Source organism: uncultured Marixanthomonas sp. (assembly GCF_963974425.1).
Lineage (GTDB): Bacteria > Bacteroidota > Bacteroidia > Flavobacteriales > Flavobacteriaceae > Marixanthomonas.
The window spans coordinates 60,975-80,031 of record NZ_CAXBCK010000004.1 but is presented as its reverse complement, the minus strand read 5'-3'; the positions used below and the strand labels follow the sequence as shown (position 1 = coordinate 80,031).

Sequence of the window (19,057 nt, the reverse complement as noted above, 5' to 3'; positions counted from 1 at the left end):
ATACCACCCGTTTTTTAATAATTACTCGTACTTTAAAGAAAAACATAAATTATGGATGCTAAAGAGAAAAAAGAAAAAGGAGACAGTAAAGACACAGCGTATAATTCTGATGTAACAAAACATGACTTAGAAGTGCTAGGTCAAGATCATATACACGGTGATGGTGGAGACGATCAACAATTGAAAGAGCGGGCTCAAAAAATTGATTTTAGTGGAAAAAACTTAGATGTTCCAGGTAGCAATAAGGCTAAAAAACAACAGGGTTCCACAAAATTGAAAGATGAAGAAAATAAACTGTACAGTCAAGGAGGAGATAGTAATGAAAACTTAGAGCGAGATGATGCCTCTAAGGGATAAAAATACAGGACCAAGAATCAAGACAGGAAAGGTTTTATAATTTATTTGAACGCCAATAAGATAGTATCTTGTCTTGTTTTTGGCCTTATAAAGTCCCGATATAACTATCGGGACTCTTTTTATATTATAAATCGTCTGCGCTAGCAATCATTTCAGCGACGTCCATAACAGCAACATCACCTTCTTGGTTTTTTCCTTTAACACCATCTGTCATCATGGTATTACAAAACGGACAAGCTGCGGCAATTACTTTTGGTTGTGTTTCTAGAGCTTCTTCAGTACGTTCCATGTTTACATCTTTCTTTCCTTCTTCTGGCTCCTTAAACATTTGTGCCCCACCAGCTCCACAACAGAGTCCACGAGACTTGCAACGTTTCATCTCTACCAATTCTACTTCTAATTTTCGCAGTAAATCGCGAGGAGCTTCATATTCGCCATTGGCACGTCCTAAATAACAAGGATCGTGAAAAGTGATTTTCTTTCCTTTAAATTTTCCGCCCTCTACTTTTAATCTTCCTTCGTTTAAAAGCGATTTTAAAAATTGGGTGTGGTGTACTACTTCATAGTTTCCCCCTAATTCAGGATATTCGTTTTTAATAGTATTAAAACAGTGTGGACAAGCTGTCACTATTTTTTTTACTTCATAACCATTTAGCACTTCGATATTTGTCATTGCTTGCATTTGGAACAGAAATTCGTTTCCAGCTCGTTTTGCAGGGTCTCCCGTGCAGCTTTCTTCGGTTCCTAATACCGCAAAATCCACCTTTGCGTTATGTAAAAGTTTTACAAATGCTTTGGTTATTTTTTTTGCCCGATCATCAAAACTTCCGGCACAACCTACCCAAAACAATACTTCGGGTTTTTTGCCTTCAGCCATATATTCGGCCATTGTGGGTACTTTTATAGGTTCACTCATGGTGTTCTTACTTTTATTCTTTGAAAACTTGAATGGTTACTTTTTTATCAATCAAGTCTGTAAATTTTCCTTTGTATCGTGTAGCTTTTACTAAATGATTATCAATCCAGTGGTAATTCCCGCCGCGAGGCTTCCCCATTAATAAGGAATGATATTTAAAGCCGTGTTTGTTTAGCCATGTTTCGGTTACTTCGCGGTGATCTTCAGTTCTAGAAGTAAAAAAACAAATTATATGACCTTGATCGTACCAATTATTTAATGTTTTTAAGGCATCTGGAAACGGTTCACATGTTGCCATTCGCTCTGGCTCTTCATTTGGAACATCATCTGTAATGGTTCCATCGATATCGATCAAATAGTTTTTTATATCTTTTGGAAGTATGGGGCTTACGTGTTCCCCACTTTCAACTTTATCGTGTAATAATTTTTCAACTTCTTCTTTCTTCATATTACAATTTTACGCTTCGTCTTTCCAATTTAAACGGTCCATTTGGTTATAAGGCCACGGAGCCCCATTATTTTCAATGTTGGTCATCGCCACATTCAGTTCATTTGGCGCAGCAGATTGCTCCATCACCAAATATTGGCGCATATCCATAATAATAGAAAGAGGATCGATGCTTACTGGGCAAGCTTCTACACAGGCATTACACGTAGTACATGCCCACAGTTCTTCGCGTAAGATATGATCGTCTAACAGTTGTTTTCCGTCTGGTTTAAATTCGCCATTTTTAGTAATATTTTTCCCTACTTCTTCGATACGGTCACGGGTATCCATCATAATTTTACGTGGCGATAGCTTTTTACCTGTTTGATTGGCAGGGCATTCGCTTGTACAACGGCCACATTCGGTACAAGTATAAGCGTTCAGGAGTTGAATTCTACTTAAATCCATCACGTCACTAGCACCAAATTTTTCAGGTTCCGCATCTGCTTCATCTTCTGCAGGAGCTGCAAAGGGATCGGCATTGGGATCCATCATTAATTTTACTTCGTTAGTAACGGACTCTAAATTTTTAAACTTTCCTTTTGGTACTACTTTTCCGAAGTATACATTCGGAAATGCCAATAAAATATGAAGGTGTTTTGAAAAATATAGGTAGTTTAAGAATACTAAAATACCAATAATATGTAACCACCAAGCTCCACGTTCAATAAGAATTAAGGTGCTTTCTGATAGTCCATCAAATACCGGCGAAATTAGACTACTAATAGGAAATGAACCGGCTTGCGTATAATGGGTAGCTCCCATTTGTTGTAATTGTAAATCGGTTGCATTCATGGTTAAGAATAAAACCATTAGTACCATTTCAAAATACAGAATGTAATTGGCATCGTCTTTTGGCCAGCCTTTCATTTCGCGAGCCCAAAAGCGTTTTAATTTTTGAATGTTACGGCGTATCCAAAAAACAATTACGCCTACTAGAACTAATAGTGCTAATATTTCAAAAGAAAAGATAAGAGCATCATAAACAGGGCCTAAAAAAGAAAGGACCCGGTGTGTACCAAAAATACCGTCGATGATTATCTCAAGTACTTCAATATTTATAATGACAAACCCTACATACACAAAAATATGCATGATTCCAGAAACGGGTCTTACAACCATTTTAGACTGTCCCAAAGCAATACGAAGGACATTACCCCAGCGCTCTTTTTTATGATCGGAAGCATCAACTTCGCGTCCAACTTTTACATTTCGGATTACTTTTCTAATGTTAAACGTAAAGTAGCCGATACCAGCAGCTAAAACAAGAAAAAATATAATGTTAGGTAAATATTGCATCATTATTTATTAGGATCTTCAGGTTCGTTGTATTCTTTAGCTCTTTTTCCGAAAAGTGAGAAATGTACATAACGTTTCGGGTTAAGCTTCATATCTTGCAACAGTTGTTCTAGTTGACGCGAAGCTCCTTCTAAGTTATTGTACAGTTTATCATCTTTCAGTAATTTTCCAACACTACCCTCTCCATTTTCGACACGGGTAACAAGTGTGTTTAGCTTTGAGGTTACAGTTTCTAAATCTCTCACCATCTGTCCCGTCTCTATTTGCGCTAAGGAATCTGATAATGTCGCAAAATTTTCGGCCGTCACATCTAAGTTGTTAAATGTATTATTAAGTTTTTCTTTGTTTTTGCTTAGAAGACCATCAACGTTTGCTGAAATGCCTTTAAAAGAGGCCGAAGCATCTTTTAAGGAAGCAATTGCTTGTTTTAGGTTATTTTGAGTATCTTCATCGACTATGGCCGTAAAACTAAGTAGTAAGGTGTCTAAAGTTGAAAGTGTTCCGTTTACTTTTTCCTCTAAAGGTCCTAGACGTTCCGTTACAGCATCAAGCATTCCTTTTTCTACTTCGCCGCTAAGGGTATCACCAGATTTAGCTAGATTGTTTGGGTCATACTCTGGGTAAATACCAAGTGACTTCCCTCCTATTAAACCACTGCTATATATGCGAACTAAACTATTTCTTGAAAAATCAAAATCGTTTTCCACTGTAAATTCTACAATTAAACCTCCGGCTTGATTTTCAAACCCTATGTTTTGTATTTTTCCAACTTTTAGGCCGTTTATAGTTACTGGAGCAGACTTAGAAAGGCCTTCCACATTATCATACATAACATAAAATGTACGGTGGTTCTCCAGCAAATTACTTCCTTTTAAATAGCTATAACCAAATATAAAAAGCAGGATAGCGCCTATGGCAAGGATTCCGGTTTTAACTTCTCTTGATAATCTCAATGGATGATTTTTAGGATTCAAACAAATTTAGAAAATAAATATAGAATAACCCTCCTATTTCTTTTGTGTTTTCAATACTTCGGAAACACGTAGTTTTTCACCATCCTTAAATGCAACAATGTAACAGGACGAATATCCTTTTTCTTTGGCAAAGGTTTTCATGAGTTCTATTTTGTTGTAATCTGAAGTTTCTCCATAATAATATTTATACAAGCCACCTTCTTTGTTACGAGTTATATCTTTTAATCCTTTAAAATTCTCTGGCTTGGTGTTTAGCCTTTTACTGCCTGCGGCCAACTGTACTTTAAAGATATAGCCAGGGTATATTTTTTCTTCAGTCGTATCAATCGCTTTATCTATTTCTTCTTGGGTAATAACAGGGTTTTTTGCGTGACTGGTGGCTAAGTCTAGGTTTTTTTGATAGGTTAAAACACCTTCGGCAATAGCACCTGCCATATCTTTTTGTCCTTTATTTGAATTTAAGTAAGCGCCTTCGCTATTATTGGTCAAAAAACCTGTTTCCACTAATACACTTGGCATATAGCTTTGATGTAAAACAATAAAACCAGCTTGTTTTACACTTCTATCTTTTCGCTTTAACTTGTTAGTGAAATTATTCTGTATCAAACCAGCCAACATAATACTTTGATCTAGATATTCTTCTTGCATAAGGGTAAGACCAATAAACGATTCAGGTGAATTGGGATCATAGCCTGCATAATTTTCTTCATAATTTTCTTCCAGAAAAATTACTTCGTTTTCTTTTTTTGCAACCTCTAGGTTGCGTTGGTTAGCATGAAGTCCTAATACAAACGTTTCAGTACCGTATGCTTGAGAGCTGTGTGCATTGCAATGTATCGAAACAAATAAATCTGCATCTGCTCTATTGGCAATCGCCCCTCTTTCATGAAGATCTATGAATTTATCGGTTTTTCGGGTGTAAATTACTTTTATGTTTTTCTTCTGTTCCAGAATTTTACCTACCTCTAATACAATATTTAAAGCTATCGTTTTTTCTCTATATCCATTACCTGTGTTGCCGCTATCATGGCCGCCATGCCCTGCATCGAGTACCACAACAAAGGGTTTTGTGGTATCATTATTGTTTGTGGAAAAAGAAAAACTTATTACTGTACAAATTAAAAGTACGAAAAAGGGTATGTGTTTCGTTTTCATAACGGTAGAACGGACTATATTCATTGATATTTTAAATATTGTATTTTTAAAAAACAAAGCCAAAAAATATGCTTAATTTTGAAGTTTCAAAAACTAAGCCAAATCTACAAAAAATAGCATCGTAGCATTGCAAACACATCGGCAAATTTTTTCAACAGTACTTGTTATACTCTTTTGTAGCATAACGATGCACGCACAGGATATCCCTCCCAAAAATGAAGTGGATATTCCTATTGAAACCGAACAAGACACCCTCAATCCAAGTATAATAAACGTTACGAAAGAGCTAAATGAGGTGCTCAATGATACGGTAAAAACAGATACTGTAAAACCTAAAAAAGAACTGCTGACCGATGTAGTTGATTATTATGGCGAAGATTACGTATATATAGACCGGAAACAAAATAAGGTGTATATGTACAACAAAGCTTATATTGTTTATGGCGATATGCGCATTGATGCTGGCTACATAATATTAGATTACAATAAAAATGAAGTGTATGCCAAAGGAATTGACAGCGCGGGAGTTTATAGCCAGAAACCAGTTTTTGTACAGGCTCAAAACGAAGTAAAACCAGATTCCATTCGGTTTAACTTTGACAGTGAAAAAGCATTGGTTTACAATTCGCGTACCGAGCAAAATGGCTTTAATGTTATTGCTGAAGTAACAAAAAAAGTAAATGATTCTGTTGTGTTTCTTCGGAATGTAAAGTTTACCACTTCAAAAAATATAGACGATCCCGAATATTATTTTTATACCAGAAAGGCCAAATTTGTTCCTCAAAAGAAAATTGTAACAGGGTTGACTAATATGTATATTGCTGATGTGCCTACACCAATTGGATTGCCTTTTGCCTTTTTTCCATTAACCGAAGACAGAGCTTCAGGTTTTATCATTCCAAGTTTTGGTGAACAAAGCCGACGAGGTTTTTTCCTGCAGAACGGAGGGTATTATTTTGCTGTCAATGATTATGTTGATCTCACGTTTTTAGGGGATTATTATACAAATGGTAGTTATGGACTTAGAGCGGAATCATCCTATGCGCTGCGATATAAATTTAGAGGAAATGTAAGCGTACGCTATGAAAACTTGATTGATGGGGAACGTGGCTTCCCAGATTTCAGTCAAAGTTCAGTTTACAATATCCGGTGGAATCATACACAGGACCAAAAAGCCAGTCCCAGTTCACGATTTTCGGCATCGGTAAACTTAGGTAGTAGCCGGTATTTCCAACAATCGATTAACCAAACCAATAATGCAAGCGCTCTTGTTAATACATTAAGTTCTTCTGTTTCATACACCAAGACTTTCGAGGGTGAGCCACAGGTTAACTTCTCGGTAGCTGGTACGCATTCGCAAAACACCAATACGCAGACAATTAATATGTCCTTGCCAAATGTTACGGCGAGTGTATCCCGTATCTTTCCGTTTGCTCCAAAAGTGGGAACCAAAAAAGGAATAATAGACAATATCAACCTTCAATATGATGTGGCTGCAGAAAACAGGATACAAACAACAGATTCTTTGTTTTTTAAACCTGAAATGTTCGATAATGCTTTAGTAGGTGCTCAACATAGTATACCTATAAGCACTAATTTCAAGATATTAAACTACCTAAGTGCATCGGCTAGTACACGTTTACAAGAAACTTGGACGTTAAAGACCTTTGATCAACGCTATGACGCTACGGCAAATGATGGAGTTGGCGGTGTAGTAACAGATACTATTCCCGGTTTTGATCGATATATGACGTATAACTTTTCTACTAGTTTAGGAACAACAGTGTACGGTACGTTTAACTTCGGAAAAGATAAAAAAATACAGGCCTTACGTCACGTGATGCGTCCTTCAATAAGTTTTGGTGTCAACCCAGCTTTTGATCAATATTATGATGATTACGTGGTCCCAAGTGCAGATCCAGAAGTAAATGACGAAGTGGTAGAGTATTCCCGTTTTCAGAATACATTATACGGCGCTCCAGGTAAAACATTTTCGAGCAGTATCGGGTTATCCCTAAGTAATACCCTTGAAGCCAAAGTGCGAGATAAAGACACTACTGCGACCGAACCTAAAAAAGTTAAACTGCTTAATAATCTTAATTTTTCTACAGCTTATAATGTTGCCGGTGATTCCTTACAATGGAGTCCGGTAAACTTTAGCGGAAGCATTCCAGTAGTTGATAAACTAGACTTTAACTTCAATGGAAGCCTAGATCCTTACGCACTAAACAACAGCAATCAACGAATTGATAAATTCAACATTGATAACGGTGGAAGCCTATTTAGGCTTACAAATGCCAACATTAGTATCAATTACTCTTTTTCAAGTAAGGATTTGGAAGTAGATTCAGAAAACAAAGACCGTCTTGATAATGAGACCTTCAGAAATGGTGGAAGGCCAGATGATTTGTTTGGCGATGTTCGCGATATAGATGACAATAGACTTTATAAAGACGACGAAGAAGATGAAGATGCAACTGAAAAAGCTTGGTATAACTATGATATTCCTTGGGATTTTAGACTTGCTTACACGATGACATATTCCAACAGAACACGAGAAAACGAAATATCCTCTCAATCGTTAATGTTTAGTTCTAATTTAGAATTATCACCTCGATGGACGGTAGGTGTTTCCTCAGGGTACGATTTTAAAAATAAAGGAATTACTTTAACGCAGTTTAGGTTTCAACGAGATTTAGAAAGCTGGCAAATGAGTTTTAATTGGACGCCTATTGGAAGTATCAACACATCTTGGTATTTCTTCATCGGGATAAAATCTTCCGTATTAAGCGATATTAAATACGACAAGCGAAGAGAGCCGGATCAGCAGTTGTAAATAAGGTGCTGGATGCTGGATGCTGGGTGCTGGAAGCCGGAAGTTATATTTTCTAAACTATAGTTTAAATATTACTTATAATAGCAAAATTACTAATAAGAGAAATAGCGCTAGTTTAAGAAAATATTTTATAAACACGCTGACATACATTCGCCATGAACAAAATAATCTTTTTCATAATAGTACTAATTTTATCTGGTTGTAATGAAAAGAACAAAAGTTTTCAAAGAAAGGCTTCAATTTTTAATGGTATAACTTTATTAAAAACTGAAAAGTTTGACGGGACTATTTCAAAAAAAGAGAATTATTTTATTTATAAATACATAAGTCAACAAGATAGTTCTAAAACAATTTCAGTAAAATTTAACAAAGTCTCTAACGATTTGTATTTTGGATCGGAGGAATTTGGTAGAAAGAACAAACGGGTGTTTACCGAGCCAAATCTCTCGAAGAATGACTTCGCATTGTATGATTTAAAAGATCCATATCCTGACGGAACTGGACCGATTTTGTTTAATCAAGAATACGGATTATTGGCAATTTATAATACCTTTGGACCAACGATAATATTCTTGAGCGATAAAGAAGATAAGAATTTAAAAGAACGAGTTTTAAAAGTTTTGCAAAATTAAATATGGTAATAAAACCGTTCTAAAAAGCATTAATCCTGATGAATATGAAAAAAATAATACAAACGAACAACGCCCCTGCTCCTATTGGACCCTATAATCAAGCTGTACTAAAGGGAGGAATGTTATTTACTTCTGGGCAAATTGCTATTGATCCTAAAACTGGAGATTTGGTTACAGATGATATTAAAGCTGAAACTAAACTGGTGATGGAAAACATGAAAGCTGTTTTAGCTGAAGCTGGAATGACTTTTGAAAACGTGTTGAAATCATCCATCTTTATTAGCGATATGAACAACTTTGCAGCCATTAATGAGATATACGCCACCTATTTTGATGAAGCCACTGCCCCAGCTCGTGAAACAGTTGAAGTTGCTAATTTACCAAAGTTTGTAAATGTGGAAATTTCAATGATTGCTTCGCTTTAAATAAGTAAAAGTCTACTCTTCTTGCTCTGTAGCCTGTGTATTAAAGTTTACAGGAATTTCGTCATCACCAGGAGTGGCTGGAATTTTTTCTTCCTCTTCAGATTCTAACGTCAGATTTTTATTAAACAGCTTGTTAACCAACTCACGGAAGGTGTCAAAATCTACCGAATAAGATATTCCTGCACCTTGTTCAAATATCTGATCTTCCCCAATAAACTGTAGATCTGCTTGACGATTAAAGAATTTCATTCGTAAACTCCCGTCTTCATTTACCAACCATTGCACTTCAATATCTCCTGCAACGGCAGTTTCATTCACACCGCCAACAGGAACTCCTACTTTTCCATTTATTAAAATTCGTTCGTTTATTTGTGTGGAAAGCGTAATACCAAACCGATCTGCAGTTTCTTGATCTGGTAACCTACTACCTTGTGAGTAATCTAAACCAACGCTGAATTTACTATCCTGATCTGCAAACAATTCATTTACCAAGCCTGAAACACGCTCTACTAATGCGCCTGTACCCAAATTGGCACCACCGTAATTATCGTTTACAAAATTTCCTGAGGCGATTAAAAACAGGGCTTGTTTTTCCATCAATTCTTCGTTTTGAAGCTTATAGTCCAGCTCACTCTTAACTACTGAACTCACCCTCGGGAAATCAATTCTAAAATTAATATCTGGTTGTATTAGTTCTCCAGTAAGATCAACCAGCACATTTACCGGTATTTTACGGTTTACCGTTGGATTGTCTAGAAGTATTGACGGGTTTGCATCGGTTTCATATTTAGCAGTAAGGTCTAATTGGGCGCGTTCTGGATCGCCATTCCAGTTGATACTTCCTCCAGAAACAACCTCAATATTTTTTTGGATGATTCCGCCATATCTAAAGTCAAAATCTCCATCAATGACCAAGAAATCTCCCCACATATTGAATTTTCCTAAGGTGTTGAGTTCAATCAATAAGATTCCCGCTCCACGCCCTTTTAAAGTAGAGTTGTTCGTTTTATCGACTACTACCTCTACTTCGGCCTTTTCGTTGATATCTAATTCAAAGTTAATAGAGAGTCCTTTGGGGTCTTCTGTAACTAATGTTTCGCCACTAACACGCGCTTCTTTTTCTGCTGGTGAAAGAAATTTTATAAAAGAATCATCACCAATAGATGCCACATCACTTAATGGAATTTTAAAGCTGGTGTTCTCTTCGGTGGTCGCTACTACATCGATCACTAATTCATCTACAGGGCCTTTAATAGAGGCTGTACCGTCAATAAATGCTGTTCCGTAGTATAAAGCATCTTCTTCTGGAGGTGTGTCTAAAACCAATAGATTGTTAGAGCTTATATCCATATCAAGTTTCCAATCGCCAAAGGCTTTATGGCTTGCACTACCTATAAAAGTCCCTTTTGTATTGTATTTAGTATCTGTTATGGTGATGGCATCTAGCGCAATTTTATTTTTAGTCATCACTACTTTTGCATCATTTTCCAAATCAAAATCAATATTTAGATAAGGAACTTTTAAACCGCTGTTTTCTAGATTAAATAACCCATTGATTTCTGGAGACTTGTAACTACCGGTAACTTTTGCACTTCCGGTGATCAAACCACGGATGTCGGTTATAACATCTGCACCAAAGGGACTGAATGCCTGCATGTTAAATTCGTTTAAAGCTACGTTTAGATCTATAGTTGGATTGTCGGGAGAAACATCTATCGAACCTATGGCATTGATGGATTTAACATCGTTATTAACTAGGGTTGTGTTGATATTGTATTTTGACAGGTCTTCGTTTCCTTCAATAGCTAAACTTAAATCGCCAAATGGAATTTCATTTATTTCAACTCCATCAATACTTACAGATGAATTAGGGTAATACGCTCCATTTTGCTGAAGAAAATCGAGCTTTCCGTTTACATTTCCTTTTAAACGAAGACTGTCAACTTCTGGGGTAATATTGCCAATATTCACATCCTTAAATCGTAATTTCAGGTTTTTATAGGTGGAATCCCGTAACTGCCCTGACAATTGGATAATTTCATTATTATGGTTTAATACCAACGAGTCGATACGTATATCTTTAAAATTATCATCAAAAACTACTTTGTTAAGGCTGTTGTTGTCTTCATTTAAATACCAAACATTGTCTTTAAAAGTAATGTCAGATTTTTTCACTCCAACAACCGAATTCCCGTCTGGGTTTATGGTGTGATATAAAGAGAGATTAAAAAGATCTTCTTTTTTTTCACCTCCTTTAAATTCAGAACGTAGATATAAGGTGTCATTTATAGTTTTATTGATGATATTTACATCGACTACATTATAAAATCCAGTATAAACTGAATCTACAGATATGTAAGTGTTATACAATGGGTTATCATTATCTACTTGAATATTTACTTTACCTAAATAATTGTCGTACAGTAATAACTCAGGGGAACGAAAATCAAGTTTAAACTTAGATTGGTCTGATGATACCGAACCTTTAACTTTGGTATTATCTCCTAGTTTTAATTGAGGAACAAAAAGGTCAACAATTTTGTTATAAACTTCAAACTCATAGTCTATGTATTGGTTTGTAGTTACTTCTCCTGGAATATAATTAGCATAAATACTTCCAATACCGTTTCTGAAAAGATCGGGAATATCTTCAATTAAATACTTTCCTTTAATACTCCCAGTTATTATGTCTGGGGAATTGATAGCGATAATCCGTTCTTCTTCTTCAAAAGTAGAAGTGATTTCAAAATCATCAAAAAAGTAATCATCTGTAGCGGTTTGGTAGAAAGTTTCTTTAAACGAAATAGTTCCAACAGCGTCATTTACTGTTGTTCCATCCATATCCATCACGATGTTACCCACGAATACCGACACACTATCCCGTTTTATAAGGTTTAGTTTGTTTAACTCGGCGAACTCTACATTGGCTTCAAAGTCATATTGATTAAAATCTTCTGAAACATCTATTAACCCTTCAAAGTTCATTTTTAGATTAGGGTCGTTTATAGTTAAGTTTCCATTGAAAACAGGGTCTCTTAAGGTTCCTGTTACTTCAATATTCTTATACTCATATCCTTCAAAATTAAATGATGAAATGGCTCCTTCAATTAATGTACTAACGGTTTCTTGTGTAAACCCTCTTCCTTCAATATCAAGATTTGCAGTCACTTTCCCTAGAGAAGTAGTGCCCGCCAATTTTCCTAAATTTAATCCGTTTAATTCTACTTTTCCATTGTAATAAGCATTATCAAAATCGGTTATATTACCTAACTCAATATCGGTTTTAGCACTTCCAACTCCGGTGTTTATAGCGCTATTGGTAATCAACTGTGAGGCTGTAAGCGTGGTATTTCCTTTAAAAGTAACAGCACCAATATCTTTTAATTGATTTGGCAATACATCACCTAGAACGCGTGGCATGAAACGACGTAAATCATAATAATTGGTCTGAATAGTATGATTTTTAGACGAAATTGAAAACGCATCGGCGGCTTTCAATAAGTTTGAAAAGGTATAATCACCTTGAATTACCGTGCTTGAAGTAGCCATTCGAGTGTTCGTCGTGTTAAACTGATTCAGTGTTCCATCAAAATCGGTGTTAAGAATAATAATTTGATCTTTCCCGAATTCATCATAAAAAACGTTTAAATCGTTTGTTGAAACTTCAGAATCTTCAAAAGTAGCGTCAATTTTCACATCATTTTCAAAGTCTGCCAGTCCATTTTCGGAATAATCTAGAAGTATCTCCCCTTTAATTAAAGAATGTTCGCTCTGGAGTGTCAATTCTTTCAGTTCCATCTTTTCCATGGTATATGAAAAATCAGTTTCCAAATTCTTAATGGTGAAGCCGCGTTGGGCATCTAAGGATAGTTCTTTTATATTGGCATCAATGTCAGGGCCAGTAATTTTAAAATTATCTGCTAATAAATTTACATTGGTAAAGTCAAAAACTTCAGGTGTATCTAGATTGTAATTGATGATTTTTATGTGACTATTGGTCAGTTGAACATCATTGCTGAATAGTGTAAAGGGATTGTCACTAGGCGGTTCTCCGGTATTGAACTTTTCTGAAAAGATGGAAAGGTTATCGGTTTCTTCATCTATATAGGTTGTAACATAAAGCTTTGAATCTGTAAGGTGGATGTTGCCAAAACCTAAATCGCCTTGTATTAAATTTTGGAAACTTACAATGTTGGTTTGTAGCTCTTTTGCATAAATTAACGTGTCTTGATGGTGATCAGCAATATAAACTTCGCGTATATCCACTTCGCCTTTCCAGTTGAGGCCTAAGCGCTTAATATTAATATCGGTGCCGTAGGTTTCATTCAGGTTATCAGTAACTTTGTTGGCTATAAAGGTTTGTACCGAAGGGATCGATAAAATAACAATAAGGAGCACGAGCAATAGGACAATAGCCACGAAGGTGCGAAGTATTATTTTACGAAGTTTTTTGATACGCTTTTATTGTTTTAATTTTGACTTCAATAAATATGCCTAATTTGACTGATAATAATTGTTACATACTTGGTATTGAATCCTCCTGTGATGATACTGCTGCTGCTGTAATTAACAACGGTGTTGTACTCTCTAATGTTGTTGCCACACAACAAATACACGAAGAATACGGAGGCGTTGTACCAGAACTTGCTTCCCGTGCCCATCAACAAAATATTGTACCGGTGGTGCATCAAGCCTTACGCAAAGCAAATATCGATAAAAAACAACTAAGTGCCATAGCTTTTACAAGGGGTCCGGGACTTATGGGTTCGTTGTTGGTAGGCACCTCATTTTCAAAGTCTTTAGCAATGGGATTGGGTGTTCCGTTGATTGATGTAAACCACATGCAGGCACATATTCTAGCCCATTTTATTAAAGTAGAAGGACAATCAACGCCTAACTTCCCTTTTTTGGCGTTAACAATTAGTGGCGGTCATACTCAAATAGTAAAAGTGACCAATTATTTTGAAATGGAAGTGATTGGTCAAACCATTGATGATGCTGTTGGCGAAGCGTTTGACAAATCGGCCAAACTTTTAGGTCTGCCCTATCCTGGTGGCCCTTTAATTGATACATATGCTCAAAAAGGAAATCCGAACACGTTTAAGTTTACGAAACCGAAAGTACAGCCCATGGATTTCAGCTTTAGTGGTTTAAAAACTGCTGTATTGTATTTTATTGAAAAGCAAGTGGATAAAAATCCAGATTTCATTTCAGAAAACATGGAAGATGTCTGTGCTAGCTTGCAGTTTACAATTGTAGAGTATTTAATGGATAAGCTTAAAAATGCTGTTAAACATACCGGTATTACCGAAATTGCTATTGGTGGTGGTGTCTCGGCTAATAGTGGAATTCGGACAGCTTTGAAAGAAGCCGAAAACAAATACGGTTGGACTACCCATATTCCAAAATTTGAATACTGTACCGATAACGCTGCAATGATAGCCATCGTAGGGGAATTAAAATACAAGCAACATGTTTTTGCTAAAAATGATGTTATGGCCCAAGCCCGAATGAAACTGTAACCTATGCAACTTTTTTATCATCCTAATAGTACAGAATCTTCAAAAGAAATCACTTTTAATAAAGAGGAAAGTCGGCATATAGGCAAGGTTTTGCGTAAACGCGAGGATGACACTTTAGACATAACAAATGGGGAAGGCTATTTTTTTAAAGCAGAACTTACGTTGGTAAGCCCTAAAAAATGTATCGCTCGTATTATAGAAGTTAAAAAAGAAGCGCCACTACCCTATCAATTGCATATTGCGGTGGCACCTACAAAATCTAACGATCGATTTGAAACATTCTTAGAAAAAGCTACCGAAATAGGAATTACTGAAATCACCCCAATAATTTGCGATCACAGTGAACGAAAAACGATTAAACCAGAACGTTACGAAAAAATCATCCAAAGCGCGATGAAGCAATCGCTGAAAGCCTATTTGCCTAAGTTGAATGAAGCTATTTCTTTTAAAGAATTTCTTCTGCAAGCTCACGAAGAAGGTCTGAAATGTATTGCGCACTGTGAAGAAACGGACAAGAAATCTTTTAAATCGGTATTAGAAAAAAAAGAATCCATTTTAATTTTAATAGGTCCGGAAGGCGATTTTTCACCCGAAGAAATTGATTTAGCGAAAAAAACAGGTTTTACACCAGTAACATTAGGAGAAAGCCGGCTACGAACGGAGACGGCGGCTGTGGTGGCGACACATAGTGTGGCTTTTGTTAATGAGTAATATAAATAATGAGTAAAGAAAATACATTACTGTTACTCTGGATAATCTTTGGCTTTACCTTTGTTGCCGCGCTAGATTCTATATTGTATTTCTTTATTTACTTAGTGTACTTTGGAATGTCTGAACTAGGGTTATCACTTACTTTTCTCACGTATTTTATACCTACAATAACAATACTTTCTTATTTTTTCACAATACTATTTCTTTTCAAAAAGATTAAAACAAATTCTAACTCCGAAGGAATTTATTTAATAAGCTTCCCGAAAAAAACATTTATATTATTTTTAATACTAGTGCTACTCCTAAAACCTATTGCAAGTAAATTATCCGGTCTATATGCAGAGTACTATATTCCTATTCAAGACGTAGCTGCAAGTGATTATCTTGGTTTTTATGGTTTAATGCATGCAACTTTTGCCGTCTCAAGATGGGGAGCAATAATTATAATAGCTTTTATTTATTTGAAGAAATATCAATCTTTAAAATTAAAATCTAAGTAAAATAATAATTTAAACCTTCTCCTTTGTCGCCCCAGTAATCACCAAATCATCCTGTTGTACAAAACCGATCAAGCTTAACTCATCTGTTTCTTTTACAATATCAGGTATATTAATTTCTAAGGAACCTAATGTTTCAGAAGTCGGAATAGCTATTTCTTGAACAACAATATTGGTATTAAGTAATTTTTTTCCGCCGTTCTCTCCTCTCCTCACAGGAGTTTCACGACTGTCGATTACCAAGGCGACTTTCAGTTTTTTGCCAGTACTTTTCCCTGTTAGTTTATAGTTAAAGGAAATCGAGTTGTCTTTTTTATTTATATTAGAAATAGCAATTGTATTTTCGGCCGAATTTTTTAGGAATTTAGACAAGTTACCCTTCATTTTAGCTTCATTAGAGCCCACAAAGTGCAAACTTCCATTGATAACAGCTTGTGGTGTGTACACACGGCCATCACCAAATTTTTGTCCATAGGCATATTGCAAATCCGTATATTCCTTTTTACTAAACGGGTCTTTCCATCCCAAACGATTCCAATAATCTACGTGATACGAAAGTACGGCGACATTATCATAATTCTCTTTTACTTCATCTAATAATCGGTCTGCTGGTGGACAACTGCTGCAACCTTGAGAAGTAAATAGCTGCACCAAGGCAAAAGGTTTTTCGGCAGTAGTCTCGGCATATGCTAAGTCCTTATTTTGTATGTTTTTTGAATCTTTTGGTTTACAATAAATAGTTGCTAAAAGCAAAGGAATAGTGATAAACGCGATTACGTATTTCATAGTTTTAAAATTCTTTTTCAAGTATTAAGTCGAAATAAGCTGTAAATCCTTGCAGTTTAATTCGTATTTTTGGACTTATGCGAATACTTGTAAGTAGTTTATTTTTTCTTTTTTTCTTCGGAAGTATACAGGCTCAAGAAATTGCCGTATTAAAATATGGCGGCGGCGGTGATTGGTATAGTAACCCTACTTCATTGCCTAATTTGGCTGCTTTTTGCAATCAGCAAATCAAAACAACTATTTCAGAAAAAACCGAAAGGGTAACACCTGGAAGCATTGACTTGTTTGATTATCCATTTGTACACATGACGGGACACGGAAATGTGTTTTTTACTCCAGAAGAAGCCGAAAACCTTCGTAATTACCTACTAAGTGGTGGATTTCTACATATTGATGATAACTACGGAATTGACGAATATCTTCGAAAAGAATTAGTGAAAGTTTTTCCAAATACAGAATTGAAAGAATTACCTGCAAATCACCCTATTTTCAACTCTCAATTTAATTTCCCCGAAGGCTTGCCAAAAATTCATGAACACGACGGAAAACGACCGCAAGCATTTGGTATTGAACATGAAGGCAGATTGGTTTTGCTATATACGCTTGAAAGTGATTTAGGCGACGGTTGGGAAAACCCCGAAATACATAACGATCCGCAAGAAGTCAGACTTAAAGCCTTACGAATGGGCGCCAATATTATTAAATATGCTTTTGAAAACTAATGCCCAATCAACTTACCCATACTTCAACAGACTTTCCAACTAAAAAGTTTCCTATAAAAATAGTGTGTGACGGATTGCAAAGTCCAGCTAACATCGGCGCTTTATTTCGAATTAGTGAAGCCTTTGGTGTTTCAGAAATCATTTTTTGCAATGCCGAGATAAACTTTGCTTCTTCCCGCTTGCGAAAAACAGCTAGAAATACCGATAAAGTTGTTCCGTATCGTGTTTCAGAAGATATTTCAGAAGAAATAGATACAGGTAAAAAAGAAGGTTATAAAGTAATAGCTTTAGAGCTTACCGACGAAAGTATTCCTTTGGATAAAGTAGAACTTTCAACAGAAGAAAAAATAGCACTAGTGATTGGAAATGAACAGCATGGCGTTTCAAAAGCCATATTAGAACAGGTTTTACAAAGCATCCATATACCGATGTTTGGAAAAAATAGTAGTATAAATGTAACCCAAGCAACCGGAATCGCTTTATTCAACTTAACAAAACTTTTAAAATAGTCTTACCTGATTATACTATATTTACTGTGTGAAAGAAAAAGCTAAATCCATTTCTTCAGGTATTTTACGAGCTCTGGCAGTACTTGCCGGAATTTTGATATTGTTGTGGTTTATCTTTCAAATTCAAGCGCTACTACTTTATATAGGTGTTGCCGCAGTTATTACATTGATAAGCCGGCCTGTACTCATCTTTTTCAGGGATCGCCTTAAAATGGGTAACATACTGGCTTCTATTTTATCCCTTTTGTTGATTCTCTCAATCTTAGCGGGTATGTTACGTGTTTTTGTTCCAATAATAGTGGAACAAAGCAAAAACATTTCAAACATCGATTTTGAACTTGTGAAAAGTGACTTGAATGAATTAAGCATACAAGCCGCTGATTATTTAGGTGTAAAACAGATAGATATCCTTGAAGGAATTAAGCGAACAGACTACGTTCAAAACTTTGATATGGAAATTATTCCGAGTTTTATTGATATTTTCTTCGGAAACATAGGGAACTTTCTCGTTGGTTTATTTGCGATACTATTTATATCATTCTTTTTTTTAAGAGACGAGAATCTTATTCCTAATATGGTGACTGTTTTCGCAAAGAAAGGACGCGAAAAAAGAATTTTATTGGTTTTAGATAAAACCAAATCGCTGCTGTCGCGTTATTTTTTAGGGCTGTTATTGCAAGTAATGATCTTAACATTGTTTTACTCCGTATTACTGTTGTTTTTAGATATTAATAACGCCATCGCTATTGCTTTAATTTGTGCATTTTTAAATATAGTACCTTACTTGGGGCCAATTATTGCAGGAGCTTTAATGATGCTTGTCGTGCTTTCTAACAACTTAGGAGCAGATTTCTCTTCGGAATTATTACCGCTTTTATTATATACTTTTGGAGGCTATTCTCTAGCTCAATTGTTTGATAATTTAATTACGCAACCTGTTATTTTTGGAAAAAGCGTTCGTTCCCATCCTTTAGAAATTTTTATCATTATTTTAATTGGAGGTTACCTTTTTGGAATTGCAGGAATGATTTTGGCAGTCCCTACTTACACAGCTATAAAAGTAATTGCAAAGGAGTTTCTTTCGGAATATAAGATTGTAAAACGATTGACTAAAAACTTATAGTATTACTTTCAATAAAGAAATATTAAGCAATAAGGTTCAGGGGTTTATAAAAAATTACTCTGATGATGTTGCTAAGCTTGCTTTTTCAGGAAGCCCTTTTAAAGGC

General features: G+C 35.7%; 17 protein-coding genes. 10 read left to right on the top strand and 7 right to left on the bottom strand.

The features are described from left to right. The first annotated feature begins 51 nt into the window (after nt 1-51). Entirely contained in the window at nt 52-357 is a 306-nt protein-coding gene (locus tag AACZ92_RS01945) for a hypothetical protein (protein ID WP_339696426.1), read from the top strand. Nucleotides 358-481: 124 nt separating this feature from the next. On the opposite strand, the gene AACZ92_RS01940 is transcribed toward AACZ92_RS01945, so the two are convergent. Genes AACZ92_RS01940 through AACZ92_RS01920 form a run of 5 tightly spaced genes read right to left on the bottom strand, consistent with a single transcriptional unit; the run spans nt 482 to nt 5,188 of the window. Then, nucleotides 482-1,273, bottom strand: a complete 792-nt coding sequence (locus AACZ92_RS01940) for a (Fe-S)-binding protein (protein ID WP_339696423.1) — start codon at nt 1,271-1,273, stop codon at nt 482-484. A gap of 13 nt (nt 1,274-1,286) precedes the next feature. Further along, on the bottom strand, nt 1,287-1,721 hold the full coding sequence (locus tag AACZ92_RS01935) for a phosphoheptose isomerase (RefSeq protein ID WP_117160177.1): 435 nt from the start codon (nt 1,719-1,721) through the stop codon (nt 1,287-1,289). A 9-nt stretch (nt 1,722-1,730) separates the two neighbouring features. Further along, nucleotides 1,731-3,059 (bottom strand): (Fe-S)-binding protein, encoded by a 1,329-nt coding sequence (locus AACZ92_RS01930; protein WP_339696481.1) that lies wholly within the window; start codon nt 3,057-3,059, stop codon nt 1,731-1,733. Between the two features lie 2 nt (nt 3,060-3,061). Next, a complete protein-coding gene (locus tag AACZ92_RS01925) occupies nt 3,062-4,012 on the bottom strand; it encodes an MlaD family protein (protein ID WP_339696419.1) in 951 nt (316 codons plus the stop codon). A gap of 54 nt (nt 4,013-4,066) precedes the next feature. After that, on the bottom strand, nt 4,067-5,188 hold the full coding sequence (locus AACZ92_RS01920; protein WP_339696416.1) for an N-acetylmuramoyl-L-alanine amidase: 1,122 nt from the start codon (nt 5,186-5,188) through the stop codon (nt 4,067-4,069). A 187-nt stretch (nt 5,189-5,375) separates the two neighbouring features. Here AACZ92_RS01920 and AACZ92_RS01915 point away from each other — a divergent pair, with 187 nt between their 5' ends. The 3 genes from AACZ92_RS01915 (at nt 5,376) to AACZ92_RS01905 (ending at nt 9,081) form a co-directional block, all read left to right on the top strand. Next, a complete protein-coding gene (locus AACZ92_RS01915) occupies nt 5,376-8,024 on the top strand; it encodes a putative LPS assembly protein LptD (protein WP_339696413.1) in 2,649 nt (882 codons plus the stop codon). A 155-nt stretch (nt 8,025-8,179) separates the two neighbouring features. Continuing rightward, entirely contained in the window at nt 8,180-8,656 is a 477-nt protein-coding gene (locus AACZ92_RS01910; RefSeq protein ID WP_339696411.1) for a hypothetical protein, read from the top strand. 44 nt (nt 8,657-8,700) lie between these two features. Beyond that, nucleotides 8,701-9,081, top strand: a complete 381-nt coding sequence (locus AACZ92_RS01905) for a Rid family detoxifying hydrolase (RefSeq protein ID WP_339696409.1) — start codon at nt 8,701-8,703, stop codon at nt 9,079-9,081. A 12-nt stretch (nt 9,082-9,093) separates the two neighbouring features. Here the strand turns inward: AACZ92_RS01905 and AACZ92_RS01900 are convergent, their stop codons facing one another. Beyond that, nucleotides 9,094-13,500, bottom strand: coding sequence for a translocation/assembly module TamB domain-containing protein (locus AACZ92_RS01900; protein ID WP_339696407.1), 4,407 nt, complete (start codon nt 13,498-13,500; stop codon nt 9,094-9,096). Nucleotides 13,501-13,580: 80 nt separating this feature from the next. Here AACZ92_RS01900 and tsaD point away from each other — a divergent pair, with 80 nt between their 5' ends. From tsaD to AACZ92_RS01885, 3 genes are read left to right on the top strand one after another with little or no spacing between them, the layout of a single operon-like run. Next, nucleotides 13,581-14,603: a tRNA (adenosine(37)-N6)-threonylcarbamoyltransferase complex transferase subunit TsaD gene (gene tsaD, locus AACZ92_RS01895; protein WP_339696478.1), complete on the top strand. Its 1,023-nt coding sequence runs from the start codon at nt 13,581-13,583 to the stop codon at nt 14,601-14,603. Nucleotides 14,604-14,606: 3 nt separating this feature from the next. Further along, nucleotides 14,607-15,314 (top strand): 16S rRNA (uracil(1498)-N(3))-methyltransferase, encoded by a 708-nt coding sequence (locus AACZ92_RS01890; RefSeq protein WP_339696404.1) that lies wholly within the window; start codon nt 14,607-14,609, stop codon nt 15,312-15,314. Between the two features lie 8 nt (nt 15,315-15,322). Further along, nucleotides 15,323-15,814, top strand: a complete 492-nt coding sequence (locus tag AACZ92_RS01885; RefSeq protein WP_339696401.1) for a hypothetical protein — start codon at nt 15,323-15,325, stop codon at nt 15,812-15,814. Between the two features lie 9 nt (nt 15,815-15,823). On the opposite strand, the gene AACZ92_RS01880 is transcribed toward AACZ92_RS01885, so the two are convergent. Further along, nucleotides 15,824-16,597, bottom strand: coding sequence for a DUF1223 domain-containing protein (locus AACZ92_RS01880; RefSeq protein ID WP_339696398.1), 774 nt, complete (start codon nt 16,595-16,597; stop codon nt 15,824-15,826). A gap of 77 nt (nt 16,598-16,674) precedes the next feature. Here AACZ92_RS01880 and AACZ92_RS01875 point away from each other — a divergent pair, with 77 nt between their 5' ends. Genes AACZ92_RS01875 through AACZ92_RS01865 form a run of 3 tightly spaced genes read left to right on the top strand, consistent with a single transcriptional unit; the run spans nt 16,675 to nt 18,951 of the window. Continuing rightward, nucleotides 16,675-17,319 carry a DUF4159 domain-containing protein gene (locus tag AACZ92_RS01875; RefSeq protein WP_339696395.1) on the top strand — a complete coding sequence of 215 codons (645 nt, stop codon included), beginning with the start codon at nt 16,675-16,677 and terminating at the stop codon, nt 17,317-17,319. After that, on the top strand, nt 17,319-17,828 hold the full coding sequence (locus AACZ92_RS01870; RefSeq protein ID WP_339696392.1) for a TrmH family RNA methyltransferase: 510 nt from the start codon (nt 17,319-17,321) through the stop codon (nt 17,826-17,828). Before AACZ92_RS01875 ends, AACZ92_RS01870 begins: the two co-directional genes overlap by 1 nt. Nucleotides 17,829-17,856: 28 nt before the next feature. Continuing rightward, complete coding sequence (locus AACZ92_RS01865; protein ID WP_339696388.1) at nt 17,857-18,951, top strand: AI-2E family transporter; 1,095 nt, start codon at nt 17,857-17,859, stop codon at nt 18,949-18,951. The last annotated feature ends 106 nt before the right edge of the window (nt 18,952-19,057 follow it).